Source organism: Methylobacter arcticus, assembly GCF_050917435.1.
In the GTDB taxonomy this organism is placed as follows: Bacteria; Pseudomonadota; Gammaproteobacteria; order Methylococcales; family Methylomonadaceae; genus Methylobacter_A; species Methylobacter_A titanis.
This window is the reverse complement of record NZ_CP159583.1, coordinates 558711-582726: the sequence shown is the minus strand read 5'-3', so window position 1 is coordinate 582726 and position 24016 is coordinate 558711. Positions and strand designations below refer to the sequence as shown.

Annotated in this window: 22 protein-coding genes and 1 pseudogene; 6 read left to right on the top strand and 17 right to left on the bottom strand. The window is 51.8% G+C overall.

Annotated elements, in window-relative coordinates:
• Positions 1–161: 161 nt before the first annotated feature.
• From ABXJ76_RS02900 to ABXJ76_RS02845, 12 genes are all read right to left on the bottom strand, one after another.
• On the bottom strand, positions 162–1973 hold the full coding sequence (locus tag ABXJ76_RS02900) for a TolC family protein (RefSeq protein ID WP_432743928.1): 1812 nt from the start codon (positions 1971–1973) through the stop codon (positions 162–164).
• Between the two features lie 3 nt (positions 1974–1976).
• Complete coding sequence (locus tag ABXJ76_RS02895; RefSeq protein ID WP_432743926.1) at positions 1977–3287, bottom strand: HlyD family secretion protein; 1311 nt, start codon at positions 3285–3287, stop codon at positions 1977–1979.
• Positions 3280–5397, bottom strand: a complete 2118-nt coding sequence (locus tag ABXJ76_RS02890; protein ID WP_432743924.1) for a peptidase domain-containing ABC transporter — start codon at positions 5395–5397, stop codon at positions 3280–3282. The genes ABXJ76_RS02895 and ABXJ76_RS02890 overlap by 8 nt, the downstream gene beginning before the upstream one ends.
• A 190-nt stretch (positions 5398–5587) precedes the next feature.
• The gene (locus ABXJ76_RS02885) at positions 5588–6046 is read right to left on the bottom strand and encodes a hypothetical protein (RefSeq protein ID WP_432743922.1); all 459 of its coding nucleotides are present in this window, start codon (positions 6044–6046) and stop codon (positions 5588–5590) included.
• A gap of 275 nt (positions 6047–6321) precedes the next feature.
• Positions 6322–7674, bottom strand: a complete 1353-nt coding sequence (locus ABXJ76_RS02880) for a UDP-N-acetylmuramoyl-tripeptide--D-alanyl-D-alanine ligase (RefSeq protein WP_432743920.1) — start codon at positions 7672–7674, stop codon at positions 6322–6324.
• A 130-nt stretch (positions 7675–7804) separates the two neighbouring features.
• A complete protein-coding gene (gene bioD / locus ABXJ76_RS02875) occupies positions 7805–8533 on the bottom strand; it encodes a dethiobiotin synthase (RefSeq protein WP_432743918.1) in 729 nt (242 codons plus the stop codon).
• A 138-nt stretch (positions 8534–8671) separates the two neighbouring features.
• A complete protein-coding gene (gene cysD / locus ABXJ76_RS02870) occupies positions 8672–9580 on the bottom strand; it encodes a sulfate adenylyltransferase subunit CysD (protein ID WP_432743916.1) in 909 nt (302 codons plus the stop codon).
• Between the two features lie 154 nt (positions 9581–9734).
• Positions 9735–10613, bottom strand: coding sequence for a DUF6671 family protein (locus tag ABXJ76_RS02865; RefSeq protein ID WP_432743914.1), 879 nt, complete (start codon positions 10611–10613; stop codon positions 9735–9737).
• Positions 10614–10802: 189 nt separating this feature from the next.
• A complete protein-coding gene (locus tag ABXJ76_RS02860; RefSeq protein ID WP_432743912.1) occupies positions 10803–11873 on the bottom strand; it encodes a bile acid:sodium symporter family protein in 1071 nt (356 codons plus the stop codon).
• 33 nt (positions 11874–11906) lie between these two features.
• Positions 11907–12551 (bottom strand): carbonic anhydrase family protein, encoded by a 645-nt coding sequence (locus ABXJ76_RS02855; RefSeq protein ID WP_432743910.1) that lies wholly within the window; start codon positions 12549–12551, stop codon positions 11907–11909.
• A gap of 9 nt (positions 12552–12560) precedes the next feature.
• Positions 12561–13502: a bestrophin family protein gene (locus tag ABXJ76_RS02850; RefSeq protein WP_432743908.1), complete on the bottom strand. Its 942-nt coding sequence runs from the start codon at positions 13500–13502 to the stop codon at positions 12561–12563.
• Positions 13503–13602: 100 nt separating this feature from the next.
• Positions 13603–13725: a hypothetical protein gene (locus tag ABXJ76_RS02845; RefSeq protein WP_432743906.1), complete on the bottom strand. Its 123-nt coding sequence runs from the start codon at positions 13723–13725 to the stop codon at positions 13603–13605.
• A 197-nt stretch (positions 13726–13922) separates the two neighbouring features.
• Between ABXJ76_RS02845 and ABXJ76_RS02840 the strand changes: the two genes are divergently transcribed.
• Positions 13923–14597, top strand: a complete 675-nt coding sequence (locus tag ABXJ76_RS02840; RefSeq protein ID WP_432743905.1) for a TetR/AcrR family transcriptional regulator — start codon at positions 13923–13925, stop codon at positions 14595–14597.
• A 245-nt stretch (positions 14598–14842) separates the two neighbouring features.
• Here the strand turns inward: ABXJ76_RS02840 and ABXJ76_RS02835 are convergent, their stop codons facing one another.
• Positions 14843–15199 (bottom strand): NAD(P)H-dependent oxidoreductase, encoded by a 357-nt coding sequence (locus ABXJ76_RS02835; RefSeq protein ID WP_432743904.1) that lies wholly within the window; start codon positions 15197–15199, stop codon positions 14843–14845.
• A gap of 15 nt (positions 15200–15214) precedes the next feature.
• Between ABXJ76_RS02835 and ABXJ76_RS02830 the strand changes: the two are divergent.
• The 5 genes and pseudogenes from ABXJ76_RS02830 to ABXJ76_RS02810 all read left to right on the top strand — a co-directional run.
• Positions 15215–15406: pseudogene (locus ABXJ76_RS02830) on the top strand (transposase); the annotation flags it as partial.
• 330 nt (positions 15407–15736) lie between these two features.
• Entirely contained in the window at positions 15737–16696 is a 960-nt protein-coding gene (locus ABXJ76_RS02825) for an ABC transporter substrate-binding protein (RefSeq protein WP_432743902.1), read from the top strand.
• 10 nt (positions 16697–16706) lie between these two features.
• A complete protein-coding gene (locus tag ABXJ76_RS02820; RefSeq protein WP_432743900.1) occupies positions 16707–17453 on the top strand; it encodes an ABC transporter permease in 747 nt (248 codons plus the stop codon).
• The gene (locus ABXJ76_RS02815; RefSeq protein ID WP_432743898.1) at positions 17450–18178 is read left to right on the top strand and encodes an ABC transporter ATP-binding protein; all 729 of its coding nucleotides are present in this window, start codon (positions 17450–17452) and stop codon (positions 18176–18178) included. Before ABXJ76_RS02820 ends, ABXJ76_RS02815 begins: the two co-directional genes overlap by 4 nt.
• 123 nt (positions 18179–18301) lie before the next feature.
• Entirely contained in the window at positions 18302–18544 is a 243-nt protein-coding gene (locus tag ABXJ76_RS02810) for a hypothetical protein (protein ID WP_432743896.1), read from the top strand.
• 167 nt (positions 18545–18711) lie between these two features.
• Here ABXJ76_RS02810 and flgL read toward each other — a convergent pair whose 3' ends face one another.
• Genes flgL through ABXJ76_RS02790 form a run of 4 tightly spaced genes read right to left on the bottom strand, consistent with a single transcriptional unit; the run spans position 18712 to position 24016 of the window.
• Positions 18712–20004 (bottom strand): flagellar hook-associated protein FlgL, encoded by a 1293-nt coding sequence (gene flgL / locus ABXJ76_RS02805; protein WP_432743894.1) that lies wholly within the window; start codon positions 20002–20004, stop codon positions 18712–18714.
• Positions 20005–20015: 11 nt separating this feature from the next.
• Complete coding sequence (flgK, locus tag ABXJ76_RS02800) at positions 20016–21785, bottom strand: flagellar hook-associated protein FlgK (protein ID WP_432743892.1); 1770 nt, start codon at positions 21783–21785, stop codon at positions 20016–20018.
• A gap of 46 nt (positions 21786–21831) precedes the next feature.
• Entirely contained in the window at positions 21832–22872 is a 1041-nt protein-coding gene (flgJ, locus tag ABXJ76_RS02795) for a flagellar assembly peptidoglycan hydrolase FlgJ (RefSeq protein ID WP_432743890.1), read from the bottom strand.
• Positions 22873–22912: 40 nt separating this feature from the next.
• The gene (locus tag ABXJ76_RS02790; RefSeq protein ID WP_432743888.1) at positions 22913–24016 is read right to left on the bottom strand and encodes a flagellar basal body P-ring protein FlgI; all 1104 of its coding nucleotides are present in this window, start codon (positions 24014–24016) and stop codon (positions 22913–22915) included.

Below are 24016 nucleotides of genomic sequence, written 5' to 3'. Positions count from 1 at the left end.
GCCGCAAATGTCGAGCTGCTATGCTAACCCGACGTCGTGGCTAAAATCACTGGGCGACTGAAGTCGCCCTACAAAACGGATAATCCTTATTTCCGCCTATTAATTTTTCATTCCTTAACGCAACAGCCAAGCCAAAGATTAATCGGATTGGTTTTGTTATATCAGTCGGCAATCATACGCATACCCAAATCCACCCGGCTATGGCCTAAAAGGGTGCCGGTGGCGAAAGCGAGGTCGATCATGGACACCTGATAGTCGCCGATGGCGCGCACTTCGCGCAGTTGCGCCTCGCCGAGGCGGGTGAGGGTTTCCAGCACCTCGGTCATGGTTCTGAGCCCCTCGCGAAACTGTTTCAGTTCGGCGTCGTAGTTTAGCCCGGCGAGCAAGACATTCTGCCGCGCGGCGAGAATGCGTTGCCAGTTCTGCTCCAGCTGATCCAGCGCGTCATAAATTTCCCGACGCACGCTGAGCTCCCTCAGTTGCTGGGTGGTGAGGCGCTGCATGCGGTCCTGTACCGCCCGATCCAACTGCGCTTTACGCAATTCGTTGGTGAGCGGAATTTCCATGCGCATACCCACCGACCAGTCGGAAAAGTTGCCACTGATCGTCTGGCCTAAAGCGCCGCCATAGGATGATGTATCCCGTCCCGGCGACGCATAGCTATAGTCGAGCATGAACATCGGCAGTGTTTGGTTGCTTAAATAATCAATCTTGGTCAGGTCGGCGGCAAGCTTCAGTTCCAGCTCCAGCAGATCCAGCCGTCCCTCCAGCGCATGTTGCACCAGTTGTTTGCGGTCGAATTTGAATTCGACCAGGGTTGGCGTAGTCTCCGGGATCAAGACCGTGGGGGAGTCCAAATCCAGGCCGGGATCGTTCAGCAATAACTTGAGCTGACGCTGTCTGATCTTAAGCGTAGTTTCTGCAATAATCAGCGCTTCCAGCCGCTCGGCCACGCCAATCTCGGCACGGTTGATCTCCACAGCTGCAGTCAGTCCTTCCGCCACGCGCTTTTTCACCATCGCCAGATTGTCCGCCGCGTTCTCGTATTGCTGACGGCGTACATCCAGCTCTCCCCAGACGATATAAAGCCCCCAATAGCTGCGTTCGACGGTGGCCAGCACACGAATCGTCTGCAACCGGGTTCTCACATCCACGGCCTGTTGCTCGTAACGGGCGATGCGGATACCGGCGACGTTGGTGTCGATCCCCCCATCGCGCAGCAGGGGCTGGCTGATGGAGAAGCGTAGCGCGGCGCCATACTGTTCCGCCTGGAGACCTTTTTTTCTTACGGACTTTTCATCGAGCGGGGCGATCAGCGTAATCTTCCCGCCGGTGCGTAGCGGAATGGAGATACCTGCATCGAAATCCAGAAATTCTTTTTTCTGCTCCGAATCAACGCGCAGAGCCTCTTGTCCGGCAAGAGGCGAGTTGGGATCCGCTGCAACAAATTTGTCTATCTCGGTGATATCGGGCGGCAAATGTTTGGAGGAATATTTTGCGCGGGCGAAGATCAGGTCGTCGAACTTGGCTTGTTCCTGGCTGACCGCAGTGGCCGCGATCTTCGGGTCGACCAGGGCGATCTTCAAGTCCAGATTATTCTCCAGCGCCAGCATACGCGCGCTAGCAATGGATAGCTGTTTGCTGGCTTCGGGCGGAGGCGGACTATCCGGCTCTTCAACTTTGCTCGGGACAGGCCCTTCGGCTCCACTCAGGCCAGGCTTTGCAGACGGCAAAGCGCGGCCGGTCTGAAGGCGGCCTTCCCTGAACTTGGGCAGGGCCTGCTCGACGCTTAACTGTGGAGGTTTCGAGAGCTGCTCCACCGGCAAGCCTTCCCCTTTTTGCATGCGCTCTTCAACCCGCCGAGCCAAGTGTCGGTCGGGCGCAGTGTCAAAGTAATAGCTGCAACCCGTTAACAATGAGGCTAAAAGCCATGCGGCCCGGACTAGGCGGTAAGGCGGAAATTGTTTCATCATGGGTTATTTCAACTTTTGGCGGATCGGGTCAGTTGCCGGTTTTTCTTCCGTTATTTCCGGCGGGAAGGCATTCAACTGACGCCAGAGTTCATAGCCCATCGTGACCCGGTTCAACAATACCCAGCCCTGGACGCGCGTGCCCTGACGCAGGAAGCGCTCCGACGGCCAAGGGCGGTCGGTTGGGTCCGGGACGATGAGCACACGGAACTTGCCCTTGTCATTGTTGGTGGCATCCACGAAGGCGACGGTGCCGCCGAAAGTGCCCACCGCCAGTTCCGACCAACCTTGGAATTGCATGGCCGGCCAGCCCTCGAATTGCATGCGTACATGGCGACCTGGCATGATGAGCCACGCATCGTTGCCATCCACCCACAGTTCCACGGCCTTAAGGTCCGGATCCGGCACCAGAACCAGCAAAGGATCCCCCTGTTTGACGATGTCGCTCTGCGGATTGGCCACAAGGCGCAAGATACTGCCATCGCGTGGCGCTTTCACCACTTGCGATTGTTGGCGCGACAGGTCAATCTCACTCTTGAGTAAGCTGCTCCGGCTGTCTTCCAGTTCGCTTATGGTCTTGTTGGCCGAAGCGCTGGCGGAGTCAATGCGCGCCTGGGCATCGGCGCGGATGCGGCCGATCTCCGTTTCGGCGGCACGCTGTTCGGCCAGCGCTCCATCCAGCGCCGCCTGGGCGCTGTTCAGGCTGCGCCGGGCGACAATGCCGTCACGCTCGGCGACCTCGAAGTCACGCTTCGACACCAGGCCGTCACCCAGCAACCGTTGCAAGCGCCCGGTCTGAACGGCTGCCGCATCCAGGGTCGCCCGCGCTGAAGCTATCGCCTCGCCGGCTGAAAGTGCGCGCTGGCGGGCGACATCCAGCCGGTACTGAGCGGTGGCGGCCTGCAAATCCCGGGTGGTGGTCAGATTGTCGATTTGCAGCCGGTAGGCGCGCAATTCTTCTTCCTTGGCCGCCAGTTTGGCGATGGCGGCGTCAGTCTGCCGACGCAGGCGTTCTAACTGTTCGGGATCGACATCGGCTATTTCCATCAACACCTCGCCGGCCTTGACCTTGGCGCCCTCACGCGCCTGCCATTGCACAATGCGCCCAGAAACCGGCGCTTCCACGGTCTGCTGTCGTTCGAGGGGAGCAAAGGCTGTGACCCGTCCAGTGCCGTTGATGGTTTGTTGCCACGGCGTCAGCAGCAAAGCCGGCGGCGTAGCCAAGAACAGCCACATGCAGGCTCTCGCCAGTGTGCTGATCAGGCGCGGTGTGTGTGCGCTGGAGAGGGCGGAAAGGCGAGCATGTAGTTCAGGCACGGGTGTCAACTCCTCGCAGTTCCACCACCCGTCCGCACAGAGCGGCGACGTTCGGCGAGCCGGTCAGCACCAGCAGGGTCCAGGGTGCGTCGACGGCAAACAGCGCCGGAGCGATGCGCTCGCGCGTTGCTTCGTCAATCTCGTCGAGAAGACTGTCCACAATCAATAAGGCGGGGCGTCCGGCAATGGCCCGTGCGAGCATCAACAGTTGCGCTTGAGTGGCGGATAGCGGTGCGCCGCTGGGACTAAGGTCGGTATCCAGGCCATCCTCCGGTAGACCGGCGGTTCCTCCCATCAGGCCGACCGCATCCAGCGCCTGCTCCACCTCGTCCAGCCCAAGTTCTGCTCGGCCGAGGCGAACGTTTTCGAAGAGACTGTCCTCGACGATTTCTATGCGGCCGACCACGGCAATCCGGTTGCGCAAGGCCTCCAGGCGCAAGTTGCCCAGATCGACGCCGTTTATTTCGATATGCCCCTTTCCCGGTTGGCGCAAGCCGCATAAAAGCGCCGCCAACGTACTTTTGCCGCTGCCGTGGCCGCCGGACACGGCGACCTTCTCGCCAGGCTGAACCAGTATTGTGAGGTTGGAAAATACCGGCTGTTTCGCGCCGAAACCGAAGGACAAGCCCTTTACCGCAAGCGAGACCGGACCGGCCATGACGGGCGCAATGCCATACTCGCGCTCCAGCGGCAAATCCAGCAGATGGCCGATCTTGTCGGCGCCGGCCATCAGGTCATAGTAACCTTCCAGATGCTTGCCGAACTTGACCAGCGAGACCAGGGCCGCCGACACGATCAATTCGGCGGCCACCAATTGCCCGAGGGTCAGATGGCCCTCGATGACCAGGTAACCGCCGATGGCGAGCAAGGCCGTTTGGGCTATCGCATACAAGGTCACCGAACCGACGATCTGGCGCAGCAATATCTGATAATGGGTGCGCTTCGCGTCCAGATAGGCGAGTGCGAGCGCATCGATGCGCTTGGCGGCGAGTTCCGGCCCGCCGTTGAATTTGAAGGTCTGTATGTTGCCGGCGATGATTTCCAGCCAGGCGACCAAAGCGTACTTGGATAACGATTCCTGGATGGCGGTGGCGACGCCACCGCGTCCCAGCACGAATATGATGAAAAAGATCGCCAGCACCAACACCACGTCGAAAGCCAGCAGGAAAGGATGATAGAAAGCCAGCACGATCAGGCCGACTAAAGTCTGTACCACTGTGCTCAAGCCATCCAGAAGCAAGGACGAACCAGCCTTCTGCACCGTCAGCACGTCGAAGAAGCGGTTGACCAGTTCCGGGCCATGGTGATGCTCGTAGGCATCGCTATGTACCCTGGGCAGGCGGTAAGCCAAATCCGTCGCCAGGCGCACAAAGATCCTCCGCTGCACAATTTCCACCAGGTATGACTGAAGCACATGCACCGCACCGGCGAACGTTAAGAAGAAGAACAAGATAGTCGACAGCACCAGCAAAGGTTGCCCCATGCCGCTCATTGCCACCGTGTTCACCAGGGCCTGCACCGCCACCGGCGAGGCTAACGCCAGTAAACCGGAACCCAACGCCAGTCCCAGTACCAGCCACAGGTCGGCATGGTCGGCACGCATCAGTTCGATGAGTCGACGTAACGGCGGCAAATGCGCATGATGATCATGACTGACTGCACAGCTAAGCGGCGCCTTGGCTTGCACCAGCAACCAGTCTCCCAAATGGCCATCGGGCAAGCCCAGCAGTTCCCTTACGCCTTCGGGCTTGAGCAGACGTTTTTCAATCACCTCGCCCTGCACCAGCGCCACACGCACCCGGCCGGCACGAAATCCGTACAATACCAGCCAGCCGCGCCCGCCTTCAAGACGCGTCACCAGCGGTGTCTGTGCGGCGGATGTCTCCGCCGCAGCGCTGGCAGTCAATGCCGCGCGATCCATGCGCAAGCCAATGTTTTCGCCGATATCGGACAGATTATCCAGCTCATCAACAAAATCCAGTCGCGTAAGGCGATCCAATGACTTGGCAGTTTTCGTCTGTAATTCTAACAACCCCAGCAAAAAACCGAGCAGTGTCTGCATGGCTTGCTTACGTTGCGGGTTAAGCTTATTGTCGGTGGAGACAGGCATATAAATGATAGTTGTTTAGGTGCAAGGTTAAGGGTTAAAGACACAAGGCCAAAGGTCGGTTCGTCTTATAAGATTGGTTTTTTTCGCCCTTCGCCTTTAGCCTTGTGCCTTTCTTCTGATGGTGATGAATAATTACGCGATAAATTGAAAAACGTTACCAGAAATTATAAAAGTAACCGACTACCAGGCATTAGGTGAAAAAATAAAGTGTCGCGCTTAGCGAACTGATGATAAGCGCAAACCGGATCCAGATCATGATTTTAGACGATTCCGCCATTGCAAGCCGTCGCTCCTGAACGGTGGTGACTGCGCGTCGCGCGGCACTATGCGCCTTGCGCGAAAGAGTCCACGATAAGCCAATGGCTACGCCTAAGCTGCTCCAGAAAATGATAATTTCCGCCGCTTTCTTAGACAGATGGAAAGCCTCCTCAAGGAAATGTCCGGCTATCGATTCAAAAACCTCAAACAGCAAATGCAAACCATGTCCGAGCACCGTGAGACCATGTCCGAGCAGCGACAGCAGGGTATCGCCAAACAGGAACAAGGTTGGGATGCACAATATGATGCCGACTGTCACACTACCAATAAAGCGATACAGGGCGCTGGCGTGAGCAGTCAGCCATGTTATCAGCAATTCAAATTTTTTCATGGCATTTTCCTCGCAATATAGGTTCAAGGTTCAAGGCCGTTAAGTTAAAAAAGAAAACTCCCTCTCCTGCTGGAGAGGGTCGGGTGAGGAGATTAAAATCAAGTGTTTATCCCCCCCATCTTAACCTTCTCCCTCTCCCTCAAGGGAGAAGGGACTAAATCGCTTAACTTAACGGCATTGGGCTAAAGGCTAAGAGAGGCCTAATTTGAGGCTCAGGTTTTTTCGCCCTTCGCCTTTTACCTTTCGCCTGATCTTTCTTTGCTCCAGCGCACCGGCTAGCGGCTACGATGCAAAAGTTCCTCGACAACACTTTCCATCGCCATGCAACGCGAGCCCTTGACCAAAACGTTAACGCCAAGCTGAAGCTGCGGAAGCAAGGCTTTAACCAGGGCCTGGCCGTCAGGCAGATGCTGAGCGCCTTCTCCAAAACTTTCAGCGGCAAGGCGTGCCCTCTTTCCCACCGCAAAAAGCTCCACAACGCCTGCCGCTCGGGCAGCCTGTCCGGCCCAGTCGTGCCAGGTATCCGCGTCATCGCCCAGTTCAGCCATATCGCCCAGCACCAGGATTTTTTTGCCCGGCATGGTAGCCAATGTGTCCAATGCCGCCGCCAGCGACGAGGGATTGGCGTTATAGGTATCGTCGATGATATGCGCACCGCCTGCGCCTGGCCGGGACTGTAAGCGCCCCGCTACCGGCCGCACGGCCGCCAAACCCGCCGCAATCGCTTCCGGCTCAATGTCCAGCACCAGGCAGGCCGCTGCCGCCGCCAAGGCATTCAGGGCATTATGGCGACCCATGAGGCGCAAACGAGTCTGGATCCGCCCCCACAGTGACTCGATGATCAAATCACCGCCGTCGAACCGGGGCTGCCAGTTGCCCAGCACATCCGCGCCTGACTTGAATCCGAAGTGTATACACAGCCTCTCACCCGCCTGTTGCCGCCAGATTGGCAGGCATTCATCGTCACCGTTCAGCACCGCGATGCCATTGCCAGCCATTACGGAAAATACCTCGCCGTTGGCGCGGGCGGCACCCTCGCACCCGCCGAATCCGGCCAGATGATCCAGTCCGGCGTTGGTAATCACCGCAATATCCGGCTTTGCCATTTCGCCGAGAGTAGCGATCTCGCCATACCCGTTGGCGCCCAATTCAAGGATGGCGGCGCGATGCGAAGGCCCCAGGCGGAACAAGGTCAGCGGTACGCCAAGCGCATTGTTCTGGTTGCCCTGCGTCGCCAGTACGGCATCGCCCTCTTGCTGCCGCAAAATCGCGGCAATCAGTTCCTTGACGGTAGTCTTGCCATTACTGCCGAGCACGGCGATCACCGGCAATTGGAACTGCCGCCGCCAAGCGGCCGCCAACCTTCCCAGGGCCGGCACCGTGTCCTCTGCGACCAGGAGCGGCAAGGACGCCGTTATGGGCCTGGCGACAAATGCGGCGACAGCCCCACGGGAATGCGCTTCATCAAGATAATCGTGGCCATCGTGATGCGCTCCTTTCAGCGCGACAAACAGGGTGCCGGGGCTTACCCTGCGCGAATCGATAGCGATTCCGGAAAATTCAGCATCCTGACCAAGATGCTCCGCGCCAGACCATTGGGCGGCATCGGATAAGCGGGCGTGGATCATGGCTACAATTCCTCGTAAACGTTCAATGCCGAATCAGGGTTTCACGTCAGGCTATCCTGCCTGACGCTCTTCGGGTAAATGCAAATCTGTTCCAGACAGATTTGTAAGGTTTTCAAACTCATGGAAGCTTCTATGACATTAAATTTGAGTTGAACGCCGCCAACCGGTCAGCCAGGGCTGCCAGCGCCGGACAAAGCATCATCCAGCCGGGACCAGCGGTGCCCGTATCGAACCGGTCGGTCACGATCATCGGTTGTCCCAGCCATTGGGACAGGTCTGTTGCGTTGTCCATAAGCGGGTCGCCGTGGGGGTCAAGCCGGTTCAATACCACCCCCGCAAGAACCAAACCGCGTCGATTGATCGCCTCCACGGCCATCAGGGTATGGCCGATGCAGCCTAGCCGGTCCGCTGCCACCAATAGCACCGGCAAGGACAGCGCCACGGCCAGATCGGCGTTGAGCGCACCCGGTGCCAGAGGGGAATAGAATCCCCCTGCGCCTTCCACCAACAGGAAGTCGGTTTCGGCCACACCTTCGAGGCAGGCCGCCTGCACATCATCCAAAGTCAAGATTTTACCGGACAAAGCTGCCGCCCGTTCCGGCGACAATGCCGGTTCCATAGGATAAGGGCAGACGAGTTCCAAGGGCTCGTCGGTGCGAGCAGCAGCTTGTAGCAATTTGGCGTCCTCTGGCACCAGACAGCCGCCTTCCCGGCGACAGCCGGATTCCACCGGTTTGCGGGGGCGTACGATCAGCTTCCGTTCCGCGAGCAGGCGAGCCAAGGCTGCGGCAATCTGGGTCTTGCCGACGCTGGTGTCGGTGCCGGTTACAAATAGACCTTGGGGAATTCGTTTAGCCATTACAAATCCTCCGGGTGAGGATTTGATGCGGCATATCCCTATGCCGCACCCTTCGGGGGCGACGCGTGCAAACCCAGCTATCCTGCTGATTTGTGGACGCACAGGGATGTGGTGAGTGAAAAACAGGGATGTTTTTCATCAAAAATACCCCTCCTTCTTTTTATCTTCCATCGAACCGGTCTGGTCGTGATCGATGAGCCGACCTTGCCGTTCTGAGGTGGTTGCCAATAGCATTTCCTGGATGATTTCAGGCAACGTGCTGGCGGTGGATTCGACGGCACCAGTTAACGGATAACAACCCAGGGTACGGAAACGCACCATTTTCATCTGAGGCTGCTCGCCAGGCTCCAGCGGCATGCGCTCGTCATCGACCATGATCCATGTGCCTTCGCGCTGGACAACGGGACGTTCCTTGGCGAAATATAACGTTGGAATAGGAATGTTTTCCAAATGGATATATTGCCAAATATCCAGTTCGGTCCAGTTGGACAGCGGAAACACACGGATCGACTCGCCCTTGTCTATCCTGCCGTTGTAGAGACTCCACAGTTCAGGGCGCTGGTTCTTGGGATCCCAGCGGTGGTTCCGGTCGCGAAACGAATAAACGCGCTCCTTGGCGCGGGATTTTTCCTCGTCGCGGCGGGCGCCGCCGAAGGCGGCATCGAACTGATATTTATTGAGCGCCTGTTTGAGCGACTCGGTCTTCATGATGTCGGTGTGTTTCTTGCTGCCGTAGGTGAAGGGGTTGACTCCCTGCCTCACGCCTTCCTCGTTGATGTGAACGATCAGCTCCAGACCCAGTTCGCGCACAAACCGGTCGCGGAATTCGATCATTTCGCGGAATTTCCAGGTGGTATCCACATGCAGCAGCGGAAACGGCGGCTTGCCGGGAAAGAACGCCTTCAGCGCCAGTTGCAGCATGACGGCGGAATCCTTGCCGACGGAATAGAGCATTACCGGCCGCTCGAACTCCGCAGCCACCTCGCGGATGATATGGATGCTTTCCGCTTCAAGCTGTTTCAGATGGGTCAAATGATATGAAGTCACGCATAATCTCCTAAAAAGGTATAAATTTGCACACACAGCTTTGGTGTTTCATGTGTAGCCACAAATCGGCAGGACAGCCGATTTGCACGCATCGCGCCCGAAGGGTGCGGCATAGGGATATGCCGCATGAAAAGCAGGAGGCGTTCCAGTAAGTTTAAGGATTGCAGTAATCGCAATATCGAGCGGAGGCGTATTCCCGCTCCCGCTCCACCAGCACCTGATGCTCACAGCGAACGCAGCGGTGAACATCTGCCTTTGCCTCGCGGGTTGGCGTACCGCAATCCTCGCAGGGGAGTCCACGCACCAGTCCGGCCAGAGAAAATCCCGGCGCACCGCACGCTGGACAGAGCGAAGCGAGGCGCCCCGCTAGGTCCTCGGCAGCTAGCCGGATATTTTCAAGGCGTGTCGGATTGGCGAACGCGCGCATGTCGGTCTCGATGAAAGCGTGCCGGTTCGGCGCCAAGTCCAATGCCCAGATTACCGCATCCTTTAAGTCGGCCCAGTCTGCCAGCCCTTTGCGGAGTTCGGGGTGATTTTCGTCGACCGGACGAACCACCAAGTAATGTTCGGGAAATCCGGCCGATCGGGCGAAATCTTCGGCTTCCTCCCAACTCTCGGCCAGACAGTGAGATAAATTGGTCTTGCCGGACGAGGTTGCGACAACCTCGATGCCGAGCCGGTCGTCAATCCAGATCAAAAGCTCCATGTTCCCTGGCAGCATGAAGGCCAAAGGGTCCGGACCGAATGCGCCCTCACTGGCGATGCCGATGCAAAGCCCTGACAGTTCCATGCCGATGCGCGCCTTTTTCCGCGCTGCGTCCAGCTGGCTTCCCTCACGGGCGATGTCGCGGGTAAAGGTGCCGAGAAGGTCGGTGTCGAACCCGTCCACTTTTTCCACGCGGCAACCCAGCAGCTCTGCCAACACAGGCGCTATCACGGCTTCCTTGCCGTGCTGGGTGAGCAGGGCGACCCGTTGGTTGCGATAGCTATTTGCCGACGGTTCATTGTTTGGTTGAAATGTTTTCTCGCTCATGTCCTGTTCGGTAACCGGTTAGTGTGGTGGGCAGGGCGGGGTTTGCAACCCCGCTCTTAACGTTTTCGCGATTTCTAAGCAAAGAGGTTGCACTTAACCAACGCAAAACGTTTTGGACGGGGCAACATGCCCCATCCGGCTTGTGGTCACGTTGATAATCTCCCACTTTAATAAAAACACAGCTATGGCCTACGCGGGCTTATACAATTTAGCTCCACGCTGAAACAGGGCAAAGTCAACGAAGGAAGCCGTAAGATGCTGGACGAGATTATAAAAAATAATTGGCAACATGACTTGCGGGTGGTCGGCTAAAGCGACTGAGACCAGCACCAGTCCAGTGCCATTGTTATTCATGCCAAGGCCAAACATCAGCGAAGCCATGTCTTTGCGATTTGCGCGGAAGATACGCGCCAGCAGATAACCGGTAGCAAATGCAGCAATACACAGCATAACGACAATGATCAACATGACGGCTAGAAAATCGACATCAGGCTGGGACAATGCTTTGGGCAGGCTTAGAGAAGCGTTGGAATAATTAAGCAACAACAGGATGCAGTAGTTTATGAGTTTTACATGAGATTTTGCCCCAGCAAGACGATGCTCACCGATGAGGCGATGCGCCAGAATGCCGAGTAACGACGGCAGGATGACCCAAATCCCCAGAAACGTTATCACACCATCGGCGGCGATTTCGTGTAAATCTTCAGAATAATCGCCTGTAGTCACGAAGCCGACAGCATGGAGAACCAGCGGTGTGAGTAGCGGACTAAGTAATGTGGTAAGCAATACCAAGCCGAGACTTAAGGCAAGATTGCCGTTGGCGTTCTGCGCCCATGCCGTAGACGCTCCGGCAATCGGCATGGAGGCAACCAATGCGAGACCGACAAGAATATGTTGGACTTCTTCTGGATTATGCCAAAACTTCATGATGAAACTTATGCCAATAATGAAGGCTAACGGTGTCACCAAATTGCCCGCCAAACCGCTTAACAGCAACAGCGGCTTATGTGCCAGCTGGGTGAGTTCCTTGGTCTTGACCCCCAGACCGGCATTGAATAACAACAACGATAGCATCAGTGGCGGTAAGGATAAGTCTATTTTATTTTGAAAAAAGACGATGCTGCCCAGCTCAACTTCACGAATCCAGATACCGAATCCCGGTAGCAAGGCGGCGATAAAATAAGAAGCAACAATTATCCAAATAAAAAATCGATGAATAGTATCCGTGAGCATTTCGACCCAATGCCTTGCTGGATTCATATTTGGTTTCCGACTGAAAAATAGTTGATTGGATTATTTGTTAATAATCAAAGTATCATCATAAAAACTGACTTCACCCGTTGTAAGATCATGATTACCGCCAATAATTCCACACACACCGGTCTCAATCATTTCCTTTAAAATAGGGCTGCGTTCCATAATGGCATGTACCGTTCTTTTTATATTAATGGCGGCCACTTTTTCGACAAATTCACTGTTGTCTGAATTACGGTTTTCTGTGACGGTTTTTTCGTCATAAACCGCTGGCTGTATCTTGCTTAACAGCGCTGTCAGGTTGCCCATTTCTACATGATCGCAAGCGCCTTTTATTGCTCCGCATTTGGTATGACCCAACACCACTATTATTTTAGAACCGGCCACCTTGCAGCCAAACTCCATGCTCCCGAGAATATCTTCGTTAATGACATTGCCGGCAATACGGACACTGAATACATCGCCTAAGCCCTGGTCAAAGATCAACTCAACCGAGGTACGGGAATCAATGCAACTTAAAATAACCGCAAACGGGTGTTGTCCGTCGGAGGTTTCATTGGCCTGTTGCAAAAGGTTGCGGTTCACCTTGAGGTTATTTACAAAGCGTTTATTGCCTTCTTTTAATAAGTCCAACGCCATTGCGGGTGTAATGGCGGCTTGCATTTCTTTGGTTAGTGTTTTCATTTTTTGATCTCAAGGAAAGTTATGGTTTCCACTGCGTTGGGACTGTTCCAGCAATGCCGAACAATGAAGCTTTATAGAGTCGCAAATAGTGTCTAAAGGCAGGTGGCTTAAATTTTTAGTGACAAACGGGTTTTGTAGTTCAATGCCAATTCTGTCCAAAGACAGCAATGAATAAGCGACCAGAAAAAAAATAAATACCGCACTGAAGCCCAAATTTTCTATTAATGAAAACGGCAACAATAATAAGAAAATCAAAATGAACCGCCTGGCTTTGATTGCATAAACCAAGGGCATGGGCGTTTTCAGGATTCTTTCGCAAGCACCGATGTGATCGATCAGCAAAACCCGTTGGCCTTCCATGCCCATAAAAACAAAGCCATCGATATGACGGCTAAGTCGTGCCTGTTGCAATAGTTCCGCTATTTTTCCGGCAACAAACAGCGGCATATGTACGGCAGACTTCAACGCAGCCAGCTCCTGTTCGTTCAGTAAATCGATTAACTCATCGAAGTCCTTGCCATTGCGCAAGGATTCTTTAGTTGCAAAAGGAAATGCAATCGTCCATTTCACTATGTCTTTAGTCCACAGAGGCTGTTGAGGGCTGACATTCAAAATATCGCCGTAACTTATCGCCCCAATGGCAATATTTCTGCTCTGATTAACAATAGCGCCCCATAATTTTCTGGCCTCCCACCAGCGTTCGTGGCCTGCGTTGGTCCGAAATACAAGAACCAATCCGAGCACCACGCCGGTATATTCAAACGGAGTCACGGCAAGATGCGGCAAGGGCTGCCAGTATTGATCCAATGCAACTATTAACAAACAGTAACAAGTCATTAACAGCAGACTGGGAAAAATACGTGGCGTAACTGACCCCCGCCACATGAGGGCACCACGCAAAAAACCTGGTGATTCATCCTTGTTGCTATGTAACCGTAAAGAGTTTTTCATATTGCTAATCCCCGAATCAAAACATTAACGATTATTCGACCGCCTCCCCCAAGTGGCAAACCGCTAGTTATACCCACTGCAATACCGCCGACTATGCCCGCTATAATACCGGAGAACAAGGGCGCACCGGATGCCAAGGCATAAAGGAACGGCCACAAAAAAACACCACAATACTTGCAGGCAGGTCGCTTTTTAGTTCTTGAAACATATCTTTTACTTCCATAATCGAATGCCTTTAGAATAAAGGTGAAAAATAGCAAAACTATTTGTGAGTGATAGTAACACTATCTTTGCAAATTGCAATACTTTCAGTTATCATTTTTACAATGAAATGCGGCAGCCCTTGCTAAAACAATCGGGTCAAATGCATTAACTACAGATAAAAAACAGGGCGCCATGGAAATACAGCTACAAATTAAAATGAATGAAAAATTATTTCTCAGGGATCCGGAGCAATCCGAACTGGGCAAAAAAATCATTCTGCACAGCATTCAGTTAATTCACCTTAACGGGTTTGAAGCATTCACCTTTAAAAAACTGGCAGAAGCTATCGGCTCAACCGAAGCCGGCATTTACCGATATTTTGAAAACAAGCACCGCCTGCTGATCTATATTACCGCCTGGTATTGGAGCTGGCTCGAATACCGGGTGACTTTTCAGACTAACAATATTACAGATCCTGTTGTTAAGCTAAAAATGGTCATTAAATTATTAGCTACCACAGTGGAAGACGATATTAGAACCAGTTATGTCGATGAAAGTATCCTTCATCAAATCATTATTACAGAAGGCTCCAAAGCCTATCTGACTAAACGGGTATCGGAGGATAACAAGGATCACCTGTTTAAACCCTACAAAGACCTTTGCGCTGTTATCGGAAACATGATTTTGGACTGTAACCCCAAATATAAATACCCAAAATCATTAGCCTCTACCATTATTGAAATGGCGCATTTCCAGAATTTTTTTATGAATAATCTGCCGTCGCTGACTGACTTTGGGGAAAATAAAGATGAGACAGAGATCGTAAGGTTTCTGGAAGATTTGGTGTTTTCCAGCTTATATTCAACTCATAAGTACAATCGACAAGCTTAAAGGGGTAAAGCAACAAAACCCCAAGATTTTGCCATAAAATTATTTTTGGTCATCGTATTTTCCAGGTTAAATGAATATTAAATATTGTGAAAATAGGGCTTTGCAGATCATGCAACCTTCCTGCTCAATAAGGATTGCTGCGTCCTAATCAGGCCGACCTCATGCACTAACGTATCAACTTGTGCGCCCAGCCGTGATGCAAGATCGTCATTCAGTATCAGATGCCCGGAATCGTTCTTTTTGACCTAGTCATCAGAGACATATAAACCGCTGAGAACATGGATCGCACCTAAAGCAGACAAGACCGGTTTCAGCGCATAAGCAATCGCGAGCAAGTGTTTCTGGGACCCGCCTGTCGCGATTGGCAATACGGCTTTACCGGCAAAGGCCTGTTGCGGCAGCAAATCCAATAAGGCTTTTAGCGCCCCGGAATAAGCGGCTTTGTAAATAGGCGTAACAATAATGACCCCGGATACTTGCTCCAGTTGATCGACAACTTTGTTTAAATCCGGGTTATTTTCGCCAGCGCCAAAAATCGAATCGCGAGTCGGAATATCCCGCACCGAAAATAATTTCCCGGTGAAGCCTGTTGTTTTGCACATCCCTATAGTTCCTGAGAACGTGGCTTAAACGAAAATACCAATGGTTTAATTAGGCAGTACTTTACCAAAAATAGTAGTTTTGAGAACATAACCGATGATGACGTTGATGCTGTAATGTACAAACTTAATCATCGCCCACGAAAAACACTCAATTACAAAACACCTCATGCTGTATTTTTTGCTCAACCTGAGCAAGAAGCCGCATGAATACTAGGATTGCACTTCGGAGTTGAATCCACCTTCAGAACCAAAACGCCAAAAAGAAATTTTGCAACGAATCGATCAATGGCTCAGCCGGAGAATTGAACACGCAAACTGATCCGGAACGCTTAAAATCCAAAAGGTTCGATACCGAAAAAGTGCTGACAGCTCAAGCTCTAATCGGCAGGCCTATTGTACAAATTTACGCGTATCCTGCGGGGATTCGCAGCCCAAAAAGTGAAATGCGGCAACACCGATAATTGCAATCATCCTCGCACCAAGCTCTGCGTCCAGATAGAATAGATAGCTTTCTCCTTAGTCATTGAGATAGTTTCTATGAAATTTAATGTCTTTTTTATCGGCCTGTTCCTGCTTGCCTCAGGCAACAGTTATGCTGCGGAAAAAACCGTCATTCGTATCGGCGTTCAGGCTTCCGGCACCGCCGCTTGGGAGTTAGCGGCTTTACAGGATAATCCCCAAGCCGCTGACTTTCAATTGAAAATACAGCATTTAGCCAATGCGGAAGCGGGCAAGATTGCGTTGCAATCCGGCGCTGTCGATATGATTGTGTCGGACTGGATTTGGGTTTCCAGGCTGCGCGCTACCGGTTCCGATTTTACTTTTTACCCTTATTCGAATACCTCGGGTGCCTTGGTTGTACCGGAAAACAGCCCGATCCATTCGATAAAAGATCTCCACGATAAACGGCTGGGAATTGCCGGTGGCGAGCTGGACAAAAACTGGCTATTGCTACAAGCTCTAGCTCAACAAGAACAATTCGATTTGAATGCTTCGGTGGAAAAAGTCTTCGGCGCACCGCCGCTGATCACCGAGCAAATCAAGCACAACCGCGTGGATGCCGTCCTTACCTATTGGCATTTTGCAGCCAGACTTGAAGCCCAGCAGTATCGTCAGCTTATTGACGGCAAAGGTATTTTAGAAGGCTTAGGCATTATGGAAGATGTTCCTAGCCTGGGTTATGTGTTCAAGCAAAGTTGGGCCAATGAACACAAACAGGCGGTCAACCATTTTTTTAACGCCAGCAAGCAGGCTAAAAATCAGCTGTGTACGGCTGATGCTGCCTGGAAAAAAGTTATCCCGTTAACCCAGGCGGATGATTTGCCGACCCAAACCAAACTGCGCCAGCGTTACTGTGAAGGCAGCATTGAGCATTGGGGCAAACCGGAACAGCTGGCTGCGGAGCGCATCTATACGATGCTCCGTCAGCTAAGCCACAATCAGTTAACCGGGAAATCAGAGCACCTGCAGCCCGGTACTTTCTGGTCCATTGAATAAAGGATTCGGTTTGATTAGCCTTAAAAAGTTTTTACCGGCCCTGTCATTGCTGGCTTTTTTAGCCATCTGGCAAAGTTTGGCCGTTTATTTAGACAGCAACACCTTGCCGACGCCCGAAGCAGTCGCCAAGGTTTTCTGGCAAGCCTGCGTATCGGGACAGCTGCCTTTCCACTTGGGCGTCACCCTGCTGCGGCTGGTGATCAGTTTTGCGATTGCGATGTTGCTCGGTTGCGCTATCGGTATCGTACTGGGGCGCTGTAAAAAACTCGATGCGTTCTTCGACAACTGGCTGGTCATCTTCTTAAATATCCCGGCTCTGGTCACCATTATCTTGTGCTATGTCTGGTTCGGCCTGATGGAATCGGCGGCGATACTCGCGGTGGTGATTAACAAGCTGCCCAATGTCATTGTTACGATCCGCGAAGGCACCCGCATGCTGGATCAGGACTTGCTGGACATGGCGCGCTGTTACCGTTTCGGCCAACGCAAAACTTTGGTTCACGTTATCTGGCCGCAACTGCATCCGTTTGTGATGGGCGCAACCCGTTCGGGTCTGGCCTTGATCTGGAAAATCATTCTGGTGGTCGAGTTATTAGGCCGCAGCAACGGCATGGGCTATCAACTGCATTTGTTCTTTCAACTGTTCGATGTCGCCGGCATACTGGCTTATACCATCGCTTTTGTTGCGGTCATTCAGCTGATAGAACTGCTGATTTTAAAACCGCTGGACAAAAAAGCCCTGCGGTGGCGCAAATGACCGACATCCAAATCCAAATCGACAACAAAACCTATCGGGCTGCGGCCGATCCCAGTATCGTCGACCTTAAACTGTCGCTAACTTCGGAGGAGTTTATTTGTCTGGTCGGCCCGTCCGGCTGCGGCAAAACCACGCTGTTAAATATTATTGCCGGTCTGGATAATGATTACGAGGGCGATATTCTAGTGGGCCAACAACACACCGCCCCCAAGATCGGTTACGTTTTCCAGAATCCGCGCCTGCTGCCCTGGCGTACGATCAGGGAAAATATTGAGCTGGCAGTGGATAAGCATCAAGCTCGCGAGGTGATTGACGCATTGCTTGAGGTCATGCAATTAACCGCAGCGCAGCATAGTTATCCAGAACATCTGTCATTGGGCATGAGTCGCCGAGTCGCGATCATCAGGGCATTTGCTATTGATCCCGAGGTGTTGCTGATGGATGAGCCGTTTGTGTCGCTGGATGCGCCGACCGCCAGGCAAGTCAGGGAGCTGTTACTGAATCTATGGCAACAACGTCCGCATACGATTTTATTTGTCACCCACGATCTGCGCGAGGCCATCGCCTTGGCTGACCGACTGATATTTTTATCGGCAGCGCCGATGCAGGTCGTTAGCGAAATCGTCGTACCCATCCCCCGAAATGAGCGCGGCAATGAGCTGGCTATTGAATCATTCAGGCAGCAATTACTGAAAAATCATCCCGAAATAAAACAACTTTTGTGATCACTTTCCGGCTGGAAAAACAGTTGCAGCCTCGGCCAAAATACCCGATACTCTTGAATCGTCAAGCCTTGTTAGAGTGACTTCTGCGGGGCTTACCGCAGAAACTACCCAAGGTTAAATCACATGAAAAAAATAATTATCTTAGGATTGACGACCGCTGTTATTGCGTTGGCGTCATTAACGGCTTCAGCCGGAAGCGATGCCCAATACCCGGCAGCAAATTTTCAGCCTAAAGTCATCTATCTCGATAAAGACTCAGTCAAGCCTTCAACTAAATGTCCAAGCCCAAAAACCGCCGAAAAGGAAATCGAGTTTGACGCTAAATACCCGGCGGCTAACTTTCAGCCTAAAGTCATTTATCCGTAAGCCTTAGGAATGAAAATCAAATAACTCATACCGTTGCGCAAGGGGCGACCCGCCGGTCGCCCCTACAAGTTATCGCCTGTTCAAGTTATTTGAATTCCATTCCTAAACGGCCACTCGGCAATCAGAAAAATGACGCAGAGTAAAAAGGCGACTGTTTCGCCTTTACCTTAAAGATAATTAAATAACGATAATTTATTGACTTGGGCAAAAGCTTGTTGTCCGGCCTGCAAAGCGATGGATTGCAGTTGAAACTTACTGATCGCATCGGCATAATCAAGATCTTGAGTTTCAGAAAGCGTTGTCGTGGTGTCTAAGACAAATTTTTCATTTTGGGATTCTTGATTGTCCAAAGCGTTCATCCTGGCTCCAACACTGGTTCTTGTCTCTAAAAATCTACCTAGCGCTGCATCGAGATCACCCAAAACACTGGTCATCTGGCTTTGATAGCTTTGGGCGGCAACCCCAGCCTGGTTCTGGCCTTCAGTAAAACCGGCATCCGTTAAAAATGTGCCTGAAGTGTTATTAATTTGTATATTGGAAGCCGCACCTGTAGCTATCGAGGCAAACTCGATTCTATTGCCGTTGCTTCGCGCTTGCATAGTCGCAGGAGCGGGTGCAGCGGCGGCTGCAAGTTGGTTGTTAATCTCAGCGGCAAGATCTTCCACACCGGTAAACGCTTGACCACTTAAGTTTATCGGTATCGGCGCCCCACCATCGGCAGTCAAGTCAAATGTAGCTGGGGCAGTAGAATAATCCAAGCCATAGCGTAAAAACCGGTCGCCGGTAATTTCACCTGAAGCAGGGTTAAGCGATGCGCCCAAGCCGTCAGACAGCGCCTTTAGCGTACTGAAAATACTACGCTTGCCATTTTCATCGGCTGCCGGACTGCTCGACGTTATATTGTCAAATACAGTAGCACCTAAATCGCTATCCGCTACCTGTCTGCTAGAGCCAATCTGCAAAACCCGCTGCTGCGTGCCGCCTTGATACACATATTCGCCTGTTGCCGCTTGCTTGGTAAATGCGGGTACCGTCGAAAGATCGCCCGAAAAAATAAATTCACCATTGGCATTTTGGGTATTGGCAACGCCGGCCAATTGTTCAATTAATTGATCCACTTCAAACTTTATCGATAGCCTGTCACTGTCATTTAGAGTGGCGGAGCTTATGGCTTGAATAGTCAGATCTTTGGCGCGAAACATAATATTATTTGCCGTTTCCAGAGCCGATTCCTCAAGATTCAATCGTCCACGCGCGGTAGAAATATTACTTTGATGCTGCTCTGTTTTTGCAATCGTCTTATCTAAATCCAGCACCCTTACCGCTGCCGCCGGGTCTTCAGCAGGCGTAGACACTTTAAGTCCAGAGCTTATTTGCTGTTGTATCTTAGCCAATTCGGTTTGCTGCTTGCCCATTGCGTTAACACTAAGCTGTTGCGCCCAAGCTGTTGAAATTCTCATCGCTATCGCTCCTATCTCACTGCGCCTAATAAAGTATCGAATAAGGATCTGGCTACCGAAATAGCTTGTGCGGATGCTTGATAAGCTTGTTGAAATTTTATCAAGTTGGCCGCCTCTTCATCCAGGTTCACACCGGCCAGACTCTCTCTGGCACCCTTGGCCTGATTTAATAAAGTTTCCTGTGCGGAAGCACCCAGTTTAGCGGTCCGCGTCAACGTTCCGATACCGGAAACCACTTCATTATAAGCACTATTAAATGAGGCGGTTCCGCCTAACATGCCCAATTTATTAGCCAGATTTGCCAGTTGCAAGGCATTTCTATTATCGCCGGGCATCGCGCCGTTGATAATAACGGGGTTGCCCGAGCCATCATCAACAGGATCGCCATTCGTATCCAGTTCTATATTGGTGGCTGCCGCTATTTTTCTCGGGTCGTCAATAGCGACAGCCATTTTTTGGGCCGCATTGTAGGTTGGTCTGATTAGAAATTGATCGCCTCCTGATACACCCGCATTCTGATCAACGGTTATGTCAATGCCCGGCAAACCAGTTGCAGAGGATAAAGTAAAGATATTCGTACCCGCGCCGGTCTCGGTAGCCGTAAGATTAATCACCTGATTATCCCGAAGCCTGGTCAGGGTGTAATCAGTTCCGCTAACATACTCTAGGCGAAAATCGCTAAAATCGAGACTGCCAGCCGCTGATGGATTGCTATTAACATCCTGAAAATTAGCGGTAACGATTGCATTACCGGCATTCTGGGCGCTTTTAATAACCGGAATTTCATCACCGGAAAAGCTAAATAAGGCCTCTCCTGCGTTACCGCTCAAATCAAAACCCTGTTCATGCAGCGCATTAATCTCCATGGCCAAACCGGCAGCAACCCGTCCGAGTTTTTGCTGCGCCGGATCCAGTACTTCATCCCGAAAGCGCAATGAACCCGCCAAAGAACCGCCACTGATCTGATTGGTGATTTCCGTGACACTATTCGTTGTTACCAGCCCAATTTCCAAGCGGTTTGAATCGAATGTAGATTGCAGGGTGGTGAATGTTGCGGTGCCGCCACCCAGCACTAATGACTGGCCATTGCCAATAAAAATACTGGAGGTACCATTTTCCTGCGGCAACACAGACACATTGACGATTGCGGATAACTTTGCAATCAAAGCGTCCTGCTGATCAAGCAAGTCATTGGGCTGTTTCAGGCCTTGTGTTTTACCGATGCCTTCGGCGATCTGTACATTAAGCTTAGCTATCGCCGTCGCGTAAGAATTAATATCGTTAACCATGGCAATCATATCGTTATTGTTCTGCGTGCGGATCTCTTCAAAGCGGCCGCTCATGGTGTTGAAGCTTTGCGTCAAAATTTCGGCTTCTGACAACATCACTTGCCTGGCAGGCACCGATGAAGGATCATCCGCCACTTCATTGATCGCATTAAAAAAACGATTCATCACCGGCGCTATCCCGGTACTGGGATCGGCTATGATATTATCGATGCTAGTGGCAAGTCGGTGGTAACGGTCGACATCGCCAAAGGCAGAAAGGCTGGAACTCAATTGCTTATTAATAAACTGGTCATAACTGCGCGTGACATTAGTGACGTTGACGCCCTGCCCAATATAGCCATCGCCGGTAAAGCGCGCCGCGTTGGTTGCTTGTTCTACCCGTTGCCGACTATAACCGTCGGTGTTTACATTGGAAATATTGTGCTGCACCGTTTCCAATGAGCGCTGAGCAGCCATCAAACCTGATAATGATGTTGATAGTAATCCGCTCATGAGTGCGTCCTGTTCCGAGAGTTAACGGCCAAACTTAACGTGATCATTAGTTCATGGCCACGATGACATCAGGCTCAAATCCGGCCATGGTCTTGCCTTGATAGATACTCATGACCTTGGCGGCATATTTCGGATCGGTGGCATAACCCGCCTGTTGTAATTCATGCATATAGTGTTCCGCATTGCCTACTTTTTTTAAGGCGTCGCCATAACGCGGGTTGCTTTTTATAAAGTCGACATAATCCCTAAAGCTTTCTTCGTAGGAATCGTAGGATCTAAACCCGGCATTCACTTTTCTAGCAATACCCTGATCAAACTCCAGTGTAGACACCTGCGCCTGTTTGCCCTGCCAAGCTTTATCGGCTTTAATATTAAACAGATTAAAACTGTTATCGCCATGACTATTTTTTATCACCGAACGCCCCCAGCCGCTTTCCAGGGCGGCTTGTGCCAACAGAGCCTTGGGTTCAATGCCCAATTCTCTGGCGGCCTGGACGGCTAAGGGATGCAGGCGACTGACAAACTCATCTGCTGACTGTATCGGCAAGACGTGACCAGTCTTTAATCCACCCATAGACTCCATCGGCAATTCAGTTGCCGCTTCAAGTGGGCTTCGGTCATGAACATAAGGCGTAAGCATCACTTGACCGTCTTTAAAGCTGGCGACCGGGCTGTCGGTTTTACCGCTTGCCTGCCGGTTAACGGCGTGAGCCTGTTCAGAACCGCTAGGTGATATTCCCCCGGATCTATTCAGAGCATCTTCCGTATCCTGCTTCTGATGTTTGGGTTTATCGTGACTCAATTGCTTAACGATCAAGTCGGCCAGACCAACGCCGGGAGAACCCGACAAATGGACGGCCAACTGCTGATCATACATATCGTTATAAAATTTACTTTGATCGTTATCCATGGCGCCATCGGCCAGCTTGGCTTGACGCATACTTTTCAGCACATTATTGAGAAAAATGGACTCGAATTGTTTGGCAACTTCTTTCAACGCTTCCGGCGACTCTTTTCGGGCCTCGCCTTTTAATTTAGCCAAGCCATTAAAGTCGGTATAAACATCGGCATGCTGTACCTTTAACATAACAACCCCCAGCTAAATCTGCGCTTAAAAACTAACAACTTTAAATAACAATTAACTCGGCATGCAAGGAGCCGGCTGATTTCAGCGCTTCAAGAATAGCCACCAAATCACTGGGTGCGGCACCTATCTTGTTGACCGCCTGAACAATTTCATCCAGGGAAACGCCAGGATTAAACACAAACATGTGATTTTTCTCTTCTTCAATCTTGAGGGTAGATTGCGGTGTAACTGCCGTTTGCCCGCCGGATAATGCATTGGGCTGGCTGACCTGCGGAGTTTCACTGATAGTCACGATCAGGCTGCCATGAGACACGGCCGCCGACTGCACCCTGACCTTACCGTTAATAACGACAGTCCCGGTACGGGAGTTAACAATAATACGCGCCGGTGCATCATCCGGAATCACCATCATATTTTCGACCACCGACGCAAAGGTCACTTTTTGATTGGGATCTAGCGGCGCACTAACCCTGACCGAAGTCGCATCAAGCGCCTTTGCGGTATTGGCACCCAATATTTTGTTAATGGACTCCGCCATGCGATTGGCGGTGGTAAAATCTGAAGTATGCAAATTAAACACCAAGGCATCGCCTTCAGAAAAAGAGGTGCTAACGGTGCGCTCAACAGTCGCTCCATTGGGAATACGGCCCACATTGGGATTATTGACGGTAATACTTGAACCGTCCTGACCTGAAGCACTCAGGCCGCTGACAATCAAACTACCCTGAGCAATGGCATAAACCTGTCCGTCTGCGCCTTTCAAAGGACTCATTAACAAGGTCCCGCCTCGCAGGCTTTTTGCATCGCCCAATGAAGATACGGTGACGTCAATCGCTTGACCCGGTTTGGCAAATGCCGGCAGTTCTGCCTGAATAGAAACCGCTGCAATGTTTTTTGATTTAGGATCAATGCCGGGAGGCAAGGTCAGTCCAAGACGCGCCAACATGCTGCGTAAGCTTTGTCCGGTAAAAGTCGTTTTATCGCCGGATTTATCCAGTCCGACGACCAAACCGTAACCGACCAACTGATTGCTGCGGACGCCTTCGATGGAGGCGATATCCTTGATCCGTTCGGCATAAACCGGCCCGCTGGAAGCGATGCCTAGCAGGATAAGAACGATAAAGCGCTTAACGTGTCTGTTCAT

Coding starts and splice junctions, on each gene's coding strand:
- ABXJ76_RS02900 (WP_432743928.1), bottom strand. CDS start 1,973: ATGATGAAACAATTTCCGCCTTACCGCCTAGTCCGGGCCGCATGGCTT.
- ABXJ76_RS02890 (WP_432743924.1), bottom strand. CDS start 5,397: ATGCCTGTCTCCACCGACAATAAGCTTAACCCGCAACGTAAGCAAGCC.
- ABXJ76_RS02885 (WP_432743922.1), bottom strand. CDS start 6,046: ATGAAAAAATTTGAATTGCTGATAACATGGCTGACTGCTCACGCCAGC.
- ABXJ76_RS02880 (WP_432743920.1), bottom strand. CDS start 7,674: ATGATCCACGCCCGCTTATCCGATGCCGCCCAATGGTCTGGCGCGGAG.
- bioD (WP_432743918.1), bottom strand. CDS start 8,533: ATGGCTAAACGAATTCCCCAAGGTCTATTTGTAACCGGCACCGACACC.
- ABXJ76_RS02865 (WP_432743914.1), bottom strand. CDS start 10,613: ATGAGCGAGAAAACATTTCAACCAAACAATGAACCGTCGGCAAATAGC.
- ABXJ76_RS02860 (WP_432743912.1), bottom strand. CDS start 11,873: ATGAATCCAGCAAGGCATTGGGTCGAAATGCTCACGGATACTATTCAT.
- ABXJ76_RS02855 (WP_432743910.1), bottom strand. CDS start 12,551: ATGAAAACACTAACCAAAGAAATGCAAGCCGCCATTACACCCGCAATG.
- ABXJ76_RS02850 (WP_432743908.1), bottom strand. CDS start 13,502: ATGAAAAACTCTTTACGGTTACATAGCAACAAGGATGAATCACCAGGT.
- ABXJ76_RS02845 (WP_432743906.1), bottom strand. CDS start 13,725: ATGGAAGTAAAAGATATGTTTCAAGAACTAAAAAGCGACCTGCCTGCA.
- ABXJ76_RS02840 (WP_432743905.1), top strand. CDS start 13,923: ATGAATGAAAAATTATTTCTCAGGGATCCGGAGCAATCCGAACTGGGC.
- ABXJ76_RS02835 (WP_432743904.1), bottom strand. CDS start 15,199: ATGTGCAAAACAACAGGCTTCACCGGGAAATTATTTTCGGTGCGGGAT.
- ABXJ76_RS02825 (WP_432743902.1), top strand. CDS start 15,737: ATGAAATTTAATGTCTTTTTTATCGGCCTGTTCCTGCTTGCCTCAGGC.
- ABXJ76_RS02815 (WP_432743898.1), top strand. CDS start 17,450: ATGACCGACATCCAAATCCAAATCGACAACAAAACCTATCGGGCTGCG.
- ABXJ76_RS02810 (WP_432743896.1), top strand. CDS start 18,302: ATGAAAAAAATAATTATCTTAGGATTGACGACCGCTGTTATTGCGTTG.
- flgL (WP_432743894.1), bottom strand. CDS start 20,004: ATGAGAATTTCAACAGCTTGGGCGCAACAGCTTAGTGTTAACGCAATG.
- flgK (WP_432743892.1), bottom strand. CDS start 21,785: ATGAGCGGATTACTATCAACATCATTATCAGGTTTGATGGCTGCTCAG.
- flgJ (WP_432743890.1), bottom strand. CDS start 22,872: ATGTTAAAGGTACAGCATGCCGATGTTTATACCGACTTTAATGGCTTG.
- ABXJ76_RS02790 (WP_432743888.1), bottom strand. CDS start 24,016: ATGAACAGACACGTTAAGCGCTTTATCGTTCTTATCCTGCTAGGCATC.